Origin of the sequence: Sphingobium estronivorans (genome assembly GCF_008692605.1) — a bacterium.
Lineage (GTDB): Bacteria > Pseudomonadota > Alphaproteobacteria > Sphingomonadales > Sphingomonadaceae > Sphingobium > Sphingobium estronivorans.
In genome coordinates, this window is record NZ_LFCT01000037.1 from 18,390 (window position 1) to 32,933 (window position 14,544).

Consider the following 14,544-nt stretch of genomic DNA (forward strand, 5'->3'; position numbering starts at 1 on the left):
GCAAAGGCGAACCGGATCACAGGACCAACAAAGCCTGACAAACCCCTATGGCCTTTAAATACCAAGCCACGGGGTTCAAGAAAAGGGATATTTTGGGAGAAACCGGGAAATCCTGTTTTGTTCTGGTATTTAGTCTTTTCTTTCGGGTTTTTGCCGGGCCAGACGTGGTCGCACGAGGCCGAAACGAGGCCCATTCCACGGCCCAAACAGCGCCGTTCCCAAAGCGGCCCAGAAAAACCCGACCAGAACCGCCCAGCGCACCGCCCCGGCCAGCACAGCCCCGGTCCGCACCCAGCGCCGCCCATCCGGCAACGCCTGCCCCAGCGTCTCCGCCACAAATTGCGGCGTGTCGGCGGTCCATTGCGCCGGGTCGAGCGGCGCGGCAGGATCGGCCAGCCACAGCCGGTCGTCGATCAGGTCGGCATCGGCGACCATGGTCGCGCTGCCCTTCCCCACCGCGCATCGCGCCACCCGCCCGCGCCCGACGATCCGGCAATCGGCAGAGGCTTTTTCGAAACCCGAAGCGGCAAAGAGGGTCAGCATCCGCCCATCGCCCAGAAAATGACGCACTTCCCCCGCGTCAGGACGGGGAAGCAGTGTCACCCCCAGCAGCTCGATCATGGCGGACAACAACGTCACCGAAGGGGGCCTGCGCCGGTCCCCCAGCGGCAGATCGAGCGGCCAGCGCAATTGCGGGTCGGCAAGGATCAGAGCGGTCCCGCCCCGGCTGATCCAGCCATGAAGCGCGACCAGCTCCTCCATCGAAAAGGCGCGCGGCTGGGCGAGCAGCAGCAGCTTCGCCTTGCCCAGCCGCAATGGACTATCGACCGGCTGGACATCGAAACGCTGGCGCAAAACAGTGATGATCGGCGCATCGACCCTGGCCGCAAGCCCCTTCTCGCCTGCGCGCCAGAATAGTGGAAGGCCGCTCATGACCGCCAGTTGCGGCCGTGGTCCGGGGGTCGGCGCGATCCGCGGTTCCTTCGCCAGCCACCATGCAGCCAAGGTCAGCAAGACGAGCGCCGACGCGCCGCCATAGCGGACGCCTGCCTTTCCCGGCGCGCGAACAGCCTGGGTCCAAAGCCCCGCGAACGTCGCCAGCAGCACCGCCGCCAGAAACCACAGCACCGGCCCCAGCGCAGGCACCCGCCACGTCGCCAGAAAGGCGCAAGACAGCACCGTCCCAGCCGCACCCATGCTTGCCCAAAAAGCCGCATATTGCCCGTCATGCCGTCCGAGCCAGGCAGCGACCGGCGCCAGCAGCAGGGCCGCCAGCATCCACCCGCGCGGATCGACCTGCCCGGTCGCCAGCAGAACCGGCAGCCCGCAGAGCAGCACCAGCACAGCCGGCAGCCAGAGCATCACCCATGTCCGAAGCGCCGCCCCCACAGCCCGATCAGGCCAGTTCAGCGCGAAGCCGGCGGAATCTCACGATCCATGGGTTTCTTGAGATTGGGGTCCGGCTGCAAGTCCGGCACGATCGGCGCCTGTTCCGGCGCGGGCTGCACGCCCAGTTCCGCCAGCGGCTCCTTGGGCGCCACGGCGTTCACGTCCAGCGTCGGCACGGTGGGCGGCGGCACGGTCGGATCGTCGATCCGCGCCTTGTCGATCACGATATTCGCCAGACCCACGAGCAACACCACGCCCGCCAGCCCGGTGAGGCCAATCTGGACACGCTGCAACCCTTCCTGTTGGCGGGGTGTTTCAGCCATGAAGCGCTCTTTTTCTTCGCCGCCGCGACCCGTGTCGGCGGTCAACGATTGTGCGCGAGCCAGGGGAAGACCGTCAAGCCTTTCGATTCCAGCCATTCGCGATTGTAGAGCGTTGAAAGATAACGGAATCCGGTGTCGCACAAAATAGTGACGATCCGCTTGCCCGGCCCCAGCTGCTTCGCCAGAGCCACCGCGCCCGCGACATTGATGCCCGACGACAGGCCGAGACACAGCCCTTCCTCGGCCAGCAGACGGCGCACCCAGAGCAGCCCGTCCTCATCGGAAATGCGGAACTGGGTGTCGATCGGCGCGCCTTCCAGATTGGCGGTGATCCGGCCCTGCCCGATGCCCTCGGCGACCGAAGACCCCTCCGCCTTCAATTCGCCATGGGCATAATAATTGTACAGCGCCGCGCCATGCGGATCGCTGAGCGCAATGGTGATATTCTCGTCATGCGCCTTGAGGCCCAGCCCGACGCCCGCAATCGTGCCGCCGGTCCCCGCCGCGCAGGTAAAACCGTCGATCTGCCCGTCCATCTGCGTCCAGATTTCTTCGGCCGTACCGACGATATGCGCCTTGCGATTAGCGATGTTGTCGAACTGATTGGCCCAGATCGCCCCTTCCGTTTCCTCGGCCAGACGGCGCGACGTGTGCACGAAATGACCTGGGTTGGAATAGGGCGCCGCCGGCACCGTCACCAGTTCCGCGCCCAAGGCGCGCAACGTGTCCATCTTTTCCCGGCTCTGGGTTTCGGGCATCACGATGATCGATTTATAGCCCTTGGCATTGGCGACCAGCGCCAGCCCGATGCCGGTATTGCCCGCCGTGCCTTCGACAATCGTGCCGCCGGGCTGGAGCAGCCCCTTTTCCTCGGCGTCGTTGACGATGAACAGCGCGGCGCGATCCTTCACCGAAGCGCCCGGATTGGCGAATTCGCATTTGGCGTAAATGTCGCAACCCGTCTCTTCGGAAGGGCCGGTGAGGCGCACCATCGGCGTGTTGCCAATCAGTGCAAGGCTATCTTTCTGAACCAGCATGTCCTCCGCATAGCGGACCAAAGGCAGGCTTGCCAAGCAAGGGAATGATGATGGGGCGAAAGTCCGGGTTTTTTTCCGCCGCCTTTCCCTTTTTTACCCTTCGTCCCAGGACGGGACAGGCCGGAATCCGCAGAGGAATTGGCAAGGCTTTTCCCTTATGGGCGGTGCGGGGCACGGATTTTCGAAGGAAACAGGCGTGACGGGCAGCAGCATGGGGGCAAGACAGGGCGCGGTCGTCGCGGCGGCGCTCGTCGCGGTCGTCGCGCCGCGCTGCATCACCGCCGCGCCGCTCGACCTTCTGGCGGCATCGGAAACCGCCGACGATCCCGCGGAAAAATCCGGCGAAAACTGGCCCGGATCAGCCTTTTTCTTCGCCCGGGATGCGTTCGATCCCGTTCCCGGCGCGCTGCGAAGCGAGCATGTCCTCGGCCTCGACAGGGTGCAGGCCGCCCCCGCCACGGCCTTTCGGGGCCTGACCGCGCTCGACAGCTACAGGGCGCTCCATTGCCTGACCTCCGCCATCTATTATGAGGCCGGCAGCGAACCGGAGGACGGCCAGCGCGCGGTGGCGCAGGTGGTGCTGAACCGCGTGCGCCACCCGGCCTGGCCCAAAAGCATCTGCGGCGTCATCTATCAGGGATCGGAGCGGACCGACAGCCGCTGCCAGTTCACCTTCAGTTGCGACGGCTCCATGACGCGCCTCGCAAGCATCGAGGGCTGGGTCCGCGCCCGCCGGATCGCGAGCCAGGCGCTCGCCGGGCTGGTCTATCGCCCGGTCGGCCTGGCCACCTATTATCACAGCCTGGCGGTTCGCCCCGACTGGGCCGCGACGATGCGGCCGGTCGCGGTCATCGGCGCGCATATTTTCTATCGTCCGCCGGGGATCGAAGGCACCCCAGCCGCCTTCCGCATTTCCTACCCGGGTCGGGAAACGCAGTCCGGCCCCAGCCGTCCGATCTGGTCGATAAAGCCCCTTCCGCTCGACCCCATCCCGGCGCCGACCGCCCCGCTCCCGGCGCCCGCCCCCGCGAGCCGTCCCCCCGCCCCCGAAGCGGGCCTTCCCCAATCGGATATCCGGCCCGAATATCGCACCAGCGGCCGCCCGCTGATCTGACCGTCGCGGTTTTTCCCGAAAACGGACGAGATATTTACGGTTAGCCGCTCATAAACCATTCAAGACACTGAAAAACAACGATATAAAAATCAGAGGAATTTTTTGCCCCTCGGGAACCTAATCCTCTCTCCGATAGTTCTGTAGTGCGGATAGCAAATCTTTTGCCCCCCGCTCTTGCTATCCAAAAAAACATGAGCCCGGAACGCATCTCCCCCCCCCCGACGCGTTCCGGGCTCAGATTTTTTGGGGCCACCGCCAACATCCCCGATATTTTCGCTTTCGGAACGCTTTTCCCGTCGGCGGGTTGTTTCCCCGTCCCGGCATCGCGTTGCCCTCAGGGGCGATGCCCATGAGCAAAGGGTCTGAAGAGGAGATGATGATGACCAGAAAAATTCTCGCGGCGCTCCTGCTGACTGGATCGCTGTTGGTGGCAGCGTGCAACACGGTGGAAGGCGCCGGCAAGGATGTGCAGAGCGCAGGCGAGGCCGTCGAAAACGCCGCCAATTAAGCGCGGAAAGGGTTCGCCGCTGGGCGAACCCTTTGTTTTCAGTTGGCCGCGTCGGCGGATTCGGTGGCGGCCAGTTCCTTCGCCTGTTTCCGGTCCGTGAACCAGATGGCGATGATCGTGATCTCGTAAAGCGCCAGCAGCGGCACCGCGAGCATGAGCTGCGACACCACATCGGGCGGCGTCAGCACCGCCGCTAGGATGAAGGCCGCGACGATCATGTAACGGCGCAGGCCGATCAATTGCGCCCGGCTGACGAACCCCGCCCGATTGAGCAGCATCAGCAGCACCGGCATCAGGAAGCTGATGCCGAAGGCCAGGATGAACTGCATCACCAGCCCCAGATAGGCATCGGCGCTCGGCAGCGCCTCCACCTGCAAACCGCTGCTGTTCCCCTGAAATTCCAGGAAGAAATGGAAGGCGGTCGGCATCACCACGAAATAGGCGAGGCTCGCCCCCATGGCGAAAAGGAAGGGCGTGGCGATGATGAAGGGCAGCAGCGCCTTCTTCTCCTTCGCATAGAGACCCGGCGCGACAAAAGCCCAGAGCTGGTTCGCGATGATCGGGAAGGACAGGCAAAAGGCGCCGAAAACCGCGATCTTCACCTGCACGAAAAAGGCTTCATAGAGCTTGGTGTAGACCAGTCGCCCGCCGCCGTCGCCAAAGGCTTCCTTCAGCGGATGGACGAGGATCGCAAACAGCTGCTCCGAAAAATAGAAACAGATCGCGCCGGTGATGAACAGCGCGTAGACGCATTTCAGCAGCCGTCCGCGCAGTTCGATCAGATGGTCGAGCAGCGGCGCCTTGCTATCGTCAATATCCTTCATGCCGCCGCATCGCCCTTTCGCACGGGTTCCTGCGCCACATAAGGCGGGCCGTCCGTCGCGGGCCGGACCTCCGCAGGCGGCGCCGCGCTGGGCGCCGGGGCGGATTCAGCGATGAAGGGCGGCTTCGCTTCCACCTCGTCCACCGGAATTTCCGGGGGCGGCGCGGGCAGCGGCTCCATCGGCTGGCCGGTCGGTTCGGACGGATGCTCTTCCATGATCCGCTTGTTCTGCGCGGCCCATTTCCGTTCCAGCTCCTCCAGTTCGACCTCGCGAACCATCGCGTCGATGCCGGTGCGGAAATGGCGCGCCATGGACTGCGCCTTGCCCACGATCTGCCCCACCTTGTACAGGGCGCGCGGCAGGTCTTTCGGGCCGATGACGATCACCGCAATGATCACGATCACCAAAAGTTCAGACGAATCGATACCAAACATGCGTGCCTACCGCCCAGGCCGGAGGAAAATCAGGCCTTGGTCTTTTCTTCCGTGGCGGTCGGGGCATCCTGTTCGGGAACGCGATGGCCCTCGATGCGCGTCGCGGGCTTGGCGGGAACGTCGTCATCGTCCTCCATGCCCTTCTTGAAGCTCTTGATGCCCTTGGCGACGTCACCCATCAGCCCGGAAATCCGGCCGCCGCCGAACAGCAGCATGACCACCAGGAGAACGATGACCCAGTGCATCAGCGAAAAGGAACCCATTTGAACACACTCCTGAAACTCCGCCTATCTAGGCATCTTCCTCATCATTTTCCACAACCGATTGGGCGCCGAGACCTTCAAGCGCCAAATCCACCGGATCGAGCAGACCCGCCGCGCGCAGGTCGTCCAGCCCCGGCAGGTCGCGGCGGCTGCCAAGGCCGAAATGTGACAGGAATTCTACCGTCGTCGCGTAAATCAGCGGCCGTCCCGGCACTTCCCGCCGTCCCGCGGGCCGCACCCAGCCCGCTTCCATCAGCACGTCCAGCGTGCCCTTCGCCACCTGCACCCCGCGAATGGCCTCGATCTCGGCGCGGCTCACCGGCTCATGATAGGCGATGATCGCCAGCGTTTCCATCGCCGCGCGGGACAGCTTGCGCGTCTCGTCCTTTTCGCGGCGCAGGATATGGGCGAGGTCCGCCGCCGTCTGGAAATGCCAGCGCCCGCCGCGCTCGACCAGATTGATGCCCCGCCCGGCATAGCGGTCGCCGAGCGCCGCCAGCGCGCGGGGCAGGTCGCCCGCCTCCCCCACATGCAGGCGGAGTTCCGCCGGGGACATGGGCTGTTCCGACACGAACAGCACAGCCTCCACGGCGCGGAGAAAATCGTCCGGTTCCTCGATCACAATAAACGCCCCGCAGTTGGTTCCGGCACCGCGGCGCGCAGGAAAATGGGTTCGAAAATCCCATCCTGCTGGATTTCCAGCCGCCCCTGCCGCGCCAGTTCCAGCGCGGCGACGAAGCTGCTGGCGAGCGCCGATTTCGCCATCGGCCCATCCTGCCCGCTCGGCAGAAAGGCTTCCAGCGCGGTCCAGTCGATCGCTGCGCCGACCAGAGCGCCGACCCGCTGGATCGCATCGTCCAGCGTCATGACCGGCCGCACCGCGACCATATGCACGACCGGCTGGGTGCGGGCCCGGATCTGCCCATAGGACTGGATCAGGTCGAACAGGCTCGCCGCCCATTTCGCCTTACGGACAAGGCGCAGGCCTTCCGGCTTTTCGCGCACGAACACATCGCGCCCGATCCGGTCCCGCGCCATCAGCCGCGCGCCGGCTTCGCGCATGGCGTGCAGGCGCTGGAGCCGCAATTGCAGGCGCAGGGCCAGATCCTCGGGACTGGGTTCGGGCTGCGCCTCCTTCGGCAGCAGCAGCGCGGATTTGAGATAGGCGAGCCAGGCCGCCATCACCAGATAGTCGGCCGCCAGTTCCAGCTTCAGCTTCCGCGCCCCGTCGACATAGGCGAGATATTGCTCGACCAGCGCGAGGATCGAGATTTCGCGCAGGTCGACCTTCTGCGTCCGCGCCAACGCCAGCAGCAGGTCGAGCGGCCCTTCCCAGCTTTCGAAGTTGAGCATCAGGGTTTCCGGCAGCGTTTCAGGCCGGGGACCGGCTTGCGGCGTGAACAGATCGTCCACCTGTCACACCATGACCGGCGCCAGCAGCGCGTCGCGGGTGGCGAGCAAGTCCTCCAGCGGCGGCCCGGCCTTCGACCTGTGCGCCGCTGCCATCGCCCGGTCGAGCCGCGCCTTGCCCTGCGGCGTGATTTCCGGCAGCAGATCGGCGATGCCGGTCATGTCCTCCATCCGGCCCCAGCAGTTGAGCGCCAGATCGCATCCCGCCGCGACCGTCGCCGCCGCCAGTTCGGGGATGCTGCCCTTCAGCGCCTTCATGTCGAGATCGTCGGACATCAGCAGCCCGTCGAAGCCGATGCGCCCGCGAATGATCGTCTCGATCACCGAAGGCGACAGGCTGGCGGGCAGGTCCGGGTCCCAGGCCGTATAGACGACATGCGCGGTCATTCCCATGGGCGCGTCCTTGAGCGTCTGGAACGGCGCGAGATCGACCGCCAGCGCGTCCTCGTCTGCGGTGACGATGGGCAATTCATGGTGGCTGTCGACCAGCGCCCGGCCATGGCCCGGCATATGCTTGACGATGCCGGTCACGCCGCCGTCGGCCAGCCCCTCGATCACGGCACGGCCCAGCGCCGCGACGCGCATCGGCTCGGCGCCCAGCGTCCGGTCGCCCATAATATCGCTCGCCCCCTCCTGCCGCACATCGAGCAGGGGGAGCGCATCGACGGTGATGCCGACCTCGGCCAGCGTGGTCGCAATGGCGCGGGCATTGGCCCGGGCGGCGGCGATGGCGCTGGACGGCGCCACCTCATACAGCCGGTCGAACACGGCGCCGGGCGGGAAATCGGGCCAGACCGGCGGCTGCATCCGCGCGACGCGCCCGCCTTCCTGATCGATCATGATCAGCAGGTCGTCGCGGCCGTGCAGCGCCCGCAGATCGTCGGTCAGCGCGCGAAGCTGGGGCTTGTCGACGATATTGCGGCGGAATAGGATATACCCCGCCGGATTGGCAGCGGCGAAGAAGGCGCGCTCATCCGCGCTCAGGATTTCGCCCGAAAGGCCGAAGATAACGGGTTTCATGGGAGCAATGGTAGCCGCTGAACGCCCCGCTGTCGAAGGGCTTTGTCCCTTAATTGACCACCATGCAGCTCTCGCCCGCGACCTTCAGCTTGCCGCAGAGCGTGCTGGCCTGCCCGCCTGCCGCCGCGCGCAGGCGATAGACGGTGCTGCCGCCCACCTGCGCTTCCTCGATCGTCATGGGCAGCGGCTCCAGATAGGTGAAGCGTTTGGACAGGCGCTTCCACGCATCCCTGGCGAAGGCCTGGTTGCCATAGGCGCCCAGCTGGATCATCCCGCCACCGGCAGGCCGGGCCGCCGCCGCCGCCGGCTTGGCGTTGGTTTCGTCCGTCACCCGCGCCGTGACGCTCTGCGCAGGCTTGCCCTGCGCCACAGGCTTGGCGGGACCGGCCGCGCCGCTGGCCGTGATCGGCGCCTCAGGCACACGAGTCGGATCGATTCGGCCATCGCGCGCCACGCCCTCGCTCGCGGCATAGCTGGCGTCGCCCTCGCCCTCGAACTTCTTGGCGTCGGCTTCCTTGGCGGCGATCTTGTAATCCCCTTCCGGCGCGGCGATCAGCTTGCCCTCGCCGCCGCCGCCGCCCGAGCGGTTCTGGATCAGCCACACCCCGGCGACGACCGCGCCGATCAGCGCCAGCCCGAACAGGATGAAGCCCAGCAGCCGCAATGGCGACAGCCCCTGCTCCTCCTCATCCTCCATGGCGGGTTCCAGCCAGGGCAGACGATCCTCATCGTCCAGGTCCAGCCGTCCCCGCGCAAAGTCGCCCATCTTGTCCGTGCCTCCGCCGGTTACTGCATCTCGGTCAAGGCCGCGACGCCCATCAGCGCCAGCCCGTTCCGGATGATCTGCCCGATTCCCCGGCTTAAGAAAAGCCGCGCAGACGTGGTGGCCGGATCATCCGTCAGGATGACCCGCGCCTGCGGATTGTCGTTGCCAAGGTTCCACCAGCTATGGAAGGCGGAAGCCAAGTCATTGAGATAGAAGGCAATACGATGCGGCTCGCGGGCCGAAGCAGCGCCCTCCACCACGCGCGGGAACTGCGCGGCGAGCTTCACCAGCCCCAGTTCCTCCGTCCCAAGGCGGGACAGGTCGGGCGCGGGAAGCTCGATCCCGGCTTCCTCGGCACGCCGGCCGAGCGAGCTGATCCGGGCATGGGCATATTGCACATAGAAAACCGGATTGTCCTTCGATGCTTCCACCACCTTGGCGAAGTCGAAGTCCATCTGCGCGTCGGCCTTGCGGGTCAGCATGGTGAAGCGGACGACATCCTTGCCCACTTCGCGCACCACATCGGCCAGCGTCACGAAATTGCCCGCCCGCTTGGACATCTTCACCGGCTCGCCGTCGCGCAGCAGGCGGACCATCTGGATCAGCTTGACGTCGAAGCGCGCGCGCCCCTCCGTCAGCGCGGCGACGGCGGCCTGAATCCGCTTCACCGTGCCGCCATGGTCGGCGCCCCAAATGTCGATCAACTGATCGGCGGTCTGCGCCTTCTGATAATGATAGGCCATGTCGGCGCCGAAATAGGTCCAGCTGCCGTTGGATTTCTTGATCGGCCGATCCTGATCGTCGCCGAACTTCGTCGAGCGGAACAGCGGCAGTTCGACCGGCTCCCAATCCTCCGGCGTCTCGCCCTTGGGCGCTTCCAGCACGCCGTCATAGACGAGGTCATGGTCGCGCAGCCATTTTTCGGCCGCGTCCGGCTTGCCCGCCGCCTGCAATTCGGCTTCGGACGAGAAGATGTCGTGATGGATGCCCAGCAGCGCGAGGTCGCTGCGGATCATGTCCATCATCGCGGCAACCGCCTTGGTGCGGAACGGCACCAGCCATTCGCTTTCCGGCGCGCCGACATAGGCGTCGCCATATTCGGCGGCCAGCGCCTGCCCCACCGGCACCAGATAGTCGCCCGGGTAGAGGCCTTCGGGAATGTCGCCCACAGCCTCGCCCAGCGCCTCACGATAACGGACATGCGCCGACCGGGCGAGCACATCGACCTGACCGCCCGCATCGTTGATATAATATTCGCGGATGACCTTATGCCCGACATGTTCGAGCAGGGTCGCCAGCGCATCGCCCACCACCGCGCCCCGGCAATGGCCCATATGCATGGGGCCGGTCGGATTGGCGGAGACATATTCGACGTTCACCGTCACGCCCTCGCCCGTGGCGGAGCGGCCATAATCGGCCGCCTCGGCATGGAGCGCGGACAGTTCGGCGCGCCATGTGGCGTCGGTCAGCCTGAGGTTGATGAAGCCGGGTCCGGCGATCGACGCGCCCTCGACCTCGTCCAGCTTTTCCAGGCCGGCGACGATCTTTTCCGCCAGCGCGCGCGGATTGGTGCCCGCCGGCTTGGCCAGCACCATCGCGGCATTGGTGGCAAGGTCGCCATGGCTGGCGTCGCGCGGCGGCTCGACCGTGACCGGCTTGCGATTGAGGCCGGCAGGCAGCGTGCCGTCAGCCTCCAGTGCGTCGAGCACGGCGTCGAGATGGGCGGTGAAGCGGTTATACAGGGACAAGGGACGAACTTTCCTTCAACTCCGTTCGCCCTGAGCGAAGTCGAAGGGCCGTCCTTTCTGCAAAAGTACCGGGGCCTCGGCCTGGCTCAGCCCGAACGGGAAAATGGGCTTAGCGGGTAGCGTTGTAACGGAGCTGATCCTGGGTCAGGTTGAAACCCACGAGCAACTCGAAGCTGGTTCGTTGCAGGGCCGCCTTGACGTCCGGCTGCGCGAAGGGATCGATCGCCGCGTCGGCATCGCCCGCCTTGCGCTTTTCCGTGATCTTGCGCTGGATATCGTCGGGCAGCGTGGCCGCCGCCTTGCTGACATAGGACCCTGCCTTGGCGGTCGCGGTGGCGCGATACTGCCCGGCGGGAAAGTCCAGCACGACCTGGCCGATCCGCTTGGCGACCACGGCATTGCCGCCGCGCACCACGGCGGAATAATAAGGCAGCGTCACCTGCCGCGCCGCCCCCGCGTCGCTGCGGCGGGCGTTCACGGTGAAGGACGCTTCGGTATAAAGCTGTTCGCCATCCGCGCAGGTGGAACGCAAGTCGGTGATGTTCGCCACCACGTCGATGGCCCGGGCGTCCGTGCTGCCCGCCGGATTGAACAGGGTGACATCGCCGGTCTGGGCCGGGATCGCCGCCACCGGGCAGGCCGAACGCACGGCAACGATGCCGCCGGTCGGGTCGATTTCACCCCGCCGCGAACAGCCCGCGAGGGCCAGGGCGAGCATTCCGGTCAGCGCAATTCGAGAAAAGGTCACAGGCAATCCCTTGGGAACAGGCGTTGGGCTTCTTATCCATAGGCTGCTCACCGCGCAACCGAAACTGGCGCACCATAAAGGAAGCGGCTTTCATATGAAGCCACATTCGCCTAAGCGGCAACCCATGACTGCGCTACCGCCCCTGAAGCTCCTGATTGCCGCCCCGCGCGGCTTTTGCGCAGGTGTCGACCGCGCCATCACCATCGTCGAGCGGGCGATCGAAAAATATGGCGCGCCGGTCTATGTCCGGCATGAAATCGTCCATAACAAATATGTGGTCGACAGCCTGAAGGCCAAGGGCGCGATCTTCGTGGAGGAACTGGATCAGGTGCCCGATGGCCTGCCGGTGGTCTTTTCCGCCCATGGCGTGCCCAAGGCGGTGCCGGCGAAGGCGGAGGAACGCGGCCTCGACTATCTCGACGCGACCTGCCCACTGGTGAGCAAGGTTCATCGCCATGCCGAACGGCAGGTGGACGCCGGACGCCATATCCTGTTCATCGGGCATAAGGGCCATCCCGAAGTCATCGGCACCTTCGGACAGGTGGATGCGGGCCACATGACCCTGATCGAAACGGTCGAGGATGCCGAGGCATTCACGCCCGCCGATCCGGACAATCTCGCCTTCCTGACGCAGACGACGCTCTCCGTCGATGACACCGCCGCGATCAGGGCAACGCTCCAGCGCCGCTTCCCCGCGATCCACGCGCCCAGGGGGGAGGACATCTGCTACGCCACCTCCAACCGGCAGGCAGCGGTCAAGGCGATCGCCGCCCATTGCGACGCGCTCTATGTGATCGGCGCGCCCAACAGCTCCAATTCGGTGCGATTGGTCGAGGTGGCCGAACGGGAAGGCACCCCCGCCCGCCTGATCGGGCGCGCTGACGATATTGACTTCGCCTGGCTGAACGGGGTCCGCACATTGGGCCTCACCGCCGGCGCTTCCGCACCCGAAGTTCTGGTGCGCGAAGTGGTGGACCGGATCGGCGAACGCTTTGCGGTGACGGAGGAGCAGGTGGAAACCGCCCGCGAAAGCATTGCCTTCAAACTCCCCCGCGGACTGGAGGCGGCGTAAGTCCATGGCCGTCTATACCCAGGTTCCCGCCGAAGAGATCGACGCTTTCCTCACCCGCTACGACGCCGGACGCCTCGTCTCCGCCAAGGGCATTGCGGAAGGGGTGGAGAACAGCAACTACCTGCTCGAAACCACCGGCCACGACGGCAACGGCCACCGCTATATCCTGACGCTTTATGAAAAGCGGGTGGATGAAGCGGACCTCCCCTTCTTCATGGACCTGCTCGATCATCTCGGCGCGCGCGGTTGCCTCGTCCCGCGTTTCATCGCGGATCGTGAGGGACGGCGGCTCCAGCAGCTCGCTGGGCGCCCCGCCTGCCTGATCGAGTTCCTCACCGGCATTTCCCTGACCGAGCCGACTGTGGGCCAGGCCCGCGCGGCCGGCGCGGCGCTGGGCGAAATGCACCGCGCCGCCGAAGGCTTCCCCGCTGAGCGCCGGAACGCGCTCGACCTCCCCGGCTGGCACGACCTCGCGGCGAAATGCGGCGAGGATTTCGACCGGATCGCACCGGGGCTTGGCGCTCGGGTAACGCAGGAACTCGCCTTCCTCGACGCCCACTGGCCCGCTGACCTGCCGCGCTCGGTGATCCATGCCGACCTCTTTCCCGACAATGTGCTGATGCTGGGCGATGAGGTGACGGGCCTCATCGACTTTTACTTCAGCTGCACCGATATCCGCGCCTATGACCTTGCCGTCACACACAGCGCATGGTGCTTTAGCAATGACGGCGCAACATGGTATGGCGAACGCGCCGCAGCCCTGTGCGCGGGCTATACCGCCACCCACGGCCTCTCCGACGCAGAGCGGGCGGCTTTCCCGATCCTCTGCCGGGGCGCCGCGCTGCGGTTCCTGCTGACGCGGGCCTATGACTGGATCAACACGCCCGCCGATGCGATGGTGACGCGCAAGGACCCGCTGGCCTATCTGCGCCGCCTCGATTTCTACGCCAGCGCCGATCCGGCGGACCTGCTCGGCGCATGAGCGACCTGCCGCAAGTCGACATCTTTACCGACGGCGCGTGTAAGGGCAATCCCGGCCCCGGCGGCTGGGGCGCGGTGCTGCGCTTTGGGACCACGGAGAAGGAAATCTCCGGCGGGGAGGCGCAGACCACCAACAACCGCATGGAAATGATGGCGGCGGTGCAGGCGCTGGAAACCCTGAAACGTCCCTGTCAGGTGACGCTCTATACCGACAGCAAATATGTGATGGACGGCATCACCAAATGGGTGTTCGGCTGGCAGAAGAACGGCTGGAAGACGGCAGACAGGAAGCCGGTCAAAAATGCCGAAATCTGGCAGTTGCTGGTGAAGGCCGCAGCCCGCCACACGGTGAGATGGCAATGGGTGAAGGGCCATGCCGGCCACCCGGAAAATGAACGCGCCGACCAGTTGGCCTGCGCCGCAGCGGAGCGTTTTCGGACATTGTCGCGTCCGGCATAAGTTGTCGACGAGACCCGGCATAAGATGTCGATAGGTTACGGCTCGGACTGATGTTCGAGCCGTAACTACTTAAAATGCAATAATATTGTGATATGGATCGCATAAGTTGGCGACGACGCCTCAAAAGGTTCCCGTCACTTAAAAATAATTTTGGGTCACCTGAATCCAAATCCGTTCTTCTTACGTTCCCGCTTTCCGGATGACATTCTCATCCAGAAACCGCAGCCGGCTAAGTCGTCGGCGAACGTGGGGAGAAACCCATGCGTAACTTTGCCCTCGAGGGCGAGATCGCGGCGCAGTCGCTGCATCTCGTCGGATCACTAAGCTACTGGCGGACCCTGCCCGCCCCGACATTCCACCAGCATAGGCGGGTCGTCGAGACATCGGTCGCGAGCATCGTGTCCGTAAGCCGCCTTGCACCAGACTGTCCGTCGTCAGAACATTTGGC

The 14,544-nt window shown here is 65.2% G+C and carries 18 protein-coding genes; 6 read left to right on the plus strand and 12 right to left on the minus strand.

Going from position 1 to position 14,544, the window contains the following annotated elements; translation table 11 throughout:
* Positions 1–129: 129 nt before the first annotated feature.
* The 3 genes from F7P65_RS20530 to F7P65_RS20540 are packed head-to-tail and all read right to left on the minus strand — an operon-like array spanning position 130 to position 2,749.
* Entirely contained in the window at positions 130–1,362 is a 1,233-nt protein-coding gene (locus F7P65_RS20530; RefSeq protein WP_205452204.1) for a hypothetical protein, read from the minus strand.
* 44 nt (positions 1,363–1,406) lie between these two features.
* Positions 1,407–1,712 (minus strand): hypothetical protein, encoded by a 306-nt coding sequence (locus tag F7P65_RS20535; RefSeq protein WP_150295195.1) that lies wholly within the window; start codon positions 1,710–1,712, stop codon positions 1,407–1,409.
* Between the two features lie 41 nt (positions 1,713–1,753).
* Complete coding sequence (locus F7P65_RS20540) at positions 1,754–2,749, minus strand: cysteine synthase A (protein WP_150295197.1); 996 nt, start codon at positions 2,747–2,749, stop codon at positions 1,754–1,756.
* Between the two features lie 211 nt (positions 2,750–2,960).
* Here F7P65_RS20540 and F7P65_RS20545 point away from each other — a divergent pair, with 211 nt between their 5' ends.
* Positions 2,961–3,863, plus strand: coding sequence for a cell wall hydrolase (locus F7P65_RS20545; protein ID WP_240334420.1), 903 nt, complete (start codon positions 2,961–2,963; stop codon positions 3,861–3,863).
* A 379-nt stretch (positions 3,864–4,242) separates the two neighbouring features.
* Positions 4,243–4,371: an entericidin A/B family lipoprotein gene (locus F7P65_RS20550; RefSeq protein WP_150295223.1), complete on the plus strand. Its 129-nt coding sequence runs from the start codon at positions 4,243–4,245 to the stop codon at positions 4,369–4,371.
* 38 nt (positions 4,372–4,409) lie between these two features.
* Here F7P65_RS20550 and tatC read toward each other — a convergent pair whose 3' ends face one another.
* The 9 genes from tatC to F7P65_RS20595 all read right to left on the minus strand — a co-directional run bounded on the left by tatC (position 4,410) and on the right by F7P65_RS20595 (position 11,554).
* The gene (tatC, locus tag F7P65_RS20555; protein ID WP_150295201.1) at positions 4,410–5,195 is read right to left on the minus strand and encodes a twin-arginine translocase subunit TatC; all 786 of its coding nucleotides are present in this window, start codon (positions 5,193–5,195) and stop codon (positions 4,410–4,412) included.
* A complete protein-coding gene (tatB, locus tag F7P65_RS20560; RefSeq protein ID WP_150295203.1) occupies positions 5,192–5,629 on the minus strand; it encodes a Sec-independent protein translocase protein TatB in 438 nt (145 codons plus the stop codon). The genes tatC and tatB overlap by 4 nt, the downstream gene beginning before the upstream one ends.
* A gap of 29 nt (positions 5,630–5,658) precedes the next feature.
* On the minus strand, positions 5,659–5,892 hold the full coding sequence (locus F7P65_RS20565; RefSeq protein WP_150295205.1) for a twin-arginine translocase TatA/TatE family subunit: 234 nt from the start codon (positions 5,890–5,892) through the stop codon (positions 5,659–5,661).
* Positions 5,893–5,920: 28 nt separating this feature from the next.
* A complete protein-coding gene (scpB, locus tag F7P65_RS20570; RefSeq protein ID WP_150295207.1) occupies positions 5,921–6,514 on the minus strand; it encodes an SMC-Scp complex subunit ScpB in 594 nt (197 codons plus the stop codon).
* Positions 6,511–7,305 (minus strand): segregation and condensation protein A, encoded by a 795-nt coding sequence (locus F7P65_RS20575; RefSeq protein WP_420853330.1) that lies wholly within the window; start codon positions 7,303–7,305, stop codon positions 6,511–6,513. Before F7P65_RS20575 ends, scpB begins: the two co-directional genes overlap by 4 nt.
* 3 nt (positions 7,306–7,308) lie before the next feature.
* A complete protein-coding gene (nagZ, locus tag F7P65_RS20580) occupies positions 7,309–8,322 on the minus strand; it encodes a beta-N-acetylhexosaminidase (RefSeq protein WP_150295209.1) in 1,014 nt (337 codons plus the stop codon).
* Positions 8,323–8,371: 49 nt separating this feature from the next.
* On the minus strand, positions 8,372–9,088 hold the full coding sequence (locus F7P65_RS20585; RefSeq protein ID WP_150295211.1) for an SPOR domain-containing protein: 717 nt from the start codon (positions 9,086–9,088) through the stop codon (positions 8,372–8,374).
* Between the two features lie 20 nt (positions 9,089–9,108).
* Positions 9,109–10,836, minus strand: a complete 1,728-nt coding sequence (argS, locus tag F7P65_RS20590; RefSeq protein ID WP_150295213.1) for an arginine--tRNA ligase — start codon at positions 10,834–10,836, stop codon at positions 9,109–9,111.
* 109 nt (positions 10,837–10,945) lie between these two features.
* Positions 10,946–11,554 (minus strand): hypothetical protein, encoded by a 609-nt coding sequence (locus tag F7P65_RS20595; protein ID WP_150295227.1) that lies wholly within the window; start codon positions 11,552–11,554, stop codon positions 10,946–10,948.
* Between the two features lie 154 nt (positions 11,555–11,708).
* Between F7P65_RS20595 and ispH the strand changes: the two genes are divergently transcribed.
* The 4 genes from ispH to F7P65_RS22220 form a co-directional block, all read left to right on the plus strand.
* Positions 11,709–12,656 carry a 4-hydroxy-3-methylbut-2-enyl diphosphate reductase gene (ispH, locus tag F7P65_RS20600; protein WP_150295215.1) on the plus strand — a complete coding sequence of 316 codons (948 nt, stop codon included), beginning with the start codon at positions 11,709–11,711 and terminating at the stop codon, positions 12,654–12,656.
* 4 nt (positions 12,657–12,660) lie between these two features.
* Complete coding sequence (gene thrB, locus F7P65_RS20605) at positions 12,661–13,638, plus strand: homoserine kinase (RefSeq protein ID WP_150295217.1); 978 nt, start codon at positions 12,661–12,663, stop codon at positions 13,636–13,638.
* Entirely contained in the window at positions 13,635–14,096 is a 462-nt protein-coding gene (gene rnhA, locus F7P65_RS20610; protein WP_150295219.1) for a ribonuclease HI, read from the plus strand. Before thrB ends, rnhA begins: the two co-directional genes overlap by 4 nt.
* Before the next feature lie 260 nt (positions 14,097–14,356).
* Positions 14,357–14,544, plus strand: a 188-nt coding sequence (locus F7P65_RS22220; RefSeq protein WP_205452206.1) for a hypothetical protein, incomplete at its 3' end; no start/stop codon positions are given.

Coding starts and splice junctions, on each gene's coding strand:
- tatB (WP_150295203.1), bottom strand. CDS start 5,629: ATGTTTGGTATCGATTCGTCTGAACTTTTGGTGATCGTGATCATTGCG.
- tatC (WP_150295201.1), bottom strand. CDS start 5,195: ATGAAGGATATTGACGATAGCAAGGCGCCGCTGCTCGACCATCTGATC.
- rnhA (WP_150295219.1), top strand. CDS start 13,635: ATGAGCGACCTGCCGCAAGTCGACATCTTTACCGACGGCGCGTGTAAG.
- F7P65_RS20550 (WP_150295223.1), top strand. CDS start 4,243: ATGACCAGAAAAATTCTCGCGGCGCTCCTGCTGACTGGATCGCTGTTG.
- F7P65_RS20545 (WP_240334420.1), top strand. CDS start 2,961: ATGGGGGCAAGACAGGGCGCGGTCGTCGCGGCGGCGCTCGTCGCGGTC.
- nagZ (WP_150295209.1), bottom strand. CDS start 8,322: ATGAAACCCGTTATCTTCGGCCTTTCGGGCGAAATCCTGAGCGCGGAT.
- F7P65_RS20565 (WP_150295205.1), bottom strand. CDS start 5,892: ATGGGTTCCTTTTCGCTGATGCACTGGGTCATCGTTCTCCTGGTGGTC.
- F7P65_RS20530 (WP_205452204.1), bottom strand. CDS start 1,362: ATGCTCTGGCTGCCGGCTGTGCTGGTGCTGCTCTGCGGGCTGCCGGTT.
- F7P65_RS20535 (WP_150295195.1), bottom strand. CDS start 1,712: ATGGCTGAAACACCCCGCCAACAGGAAGGGTTGCAGCGTGTCCAGATT.
- F7P65_RS20540 (WP_150295197.1), bottom strand. CDS start 2,749: ATGCTGGTTCAGAAAGATAGCCTTGCACTGATTGGCAACACGCCGATG.
- ispH (WP_150295215.1), top strand. CDS start 11,709: ATGACTGCGCTACCGCCCCTGAAGCTCCTGATTGCCGCCCCGCGCGGC.
- F7P65_RS20585 (WP_150295211.1), bottom strand. CDS start 9,088: ATGGGCGACTTTGCGCGGGGACGGCTGGACCTGGACGATGAGGATCGT.
- thrB (WP_150295217.1), top strand. CDS start 12,661: ATGGCCGTCTATACCCAGGTTCCCGCCGAAGAGATCGACGCTTTCCTC.
- F7P65_RS20595 (WP_150295227.1), bottom strand. CDS start 11,554: ATGCTCGCCCTGGCCCTCGCGGGCTGTTCGCGGCGGGGTGAAATCGAC.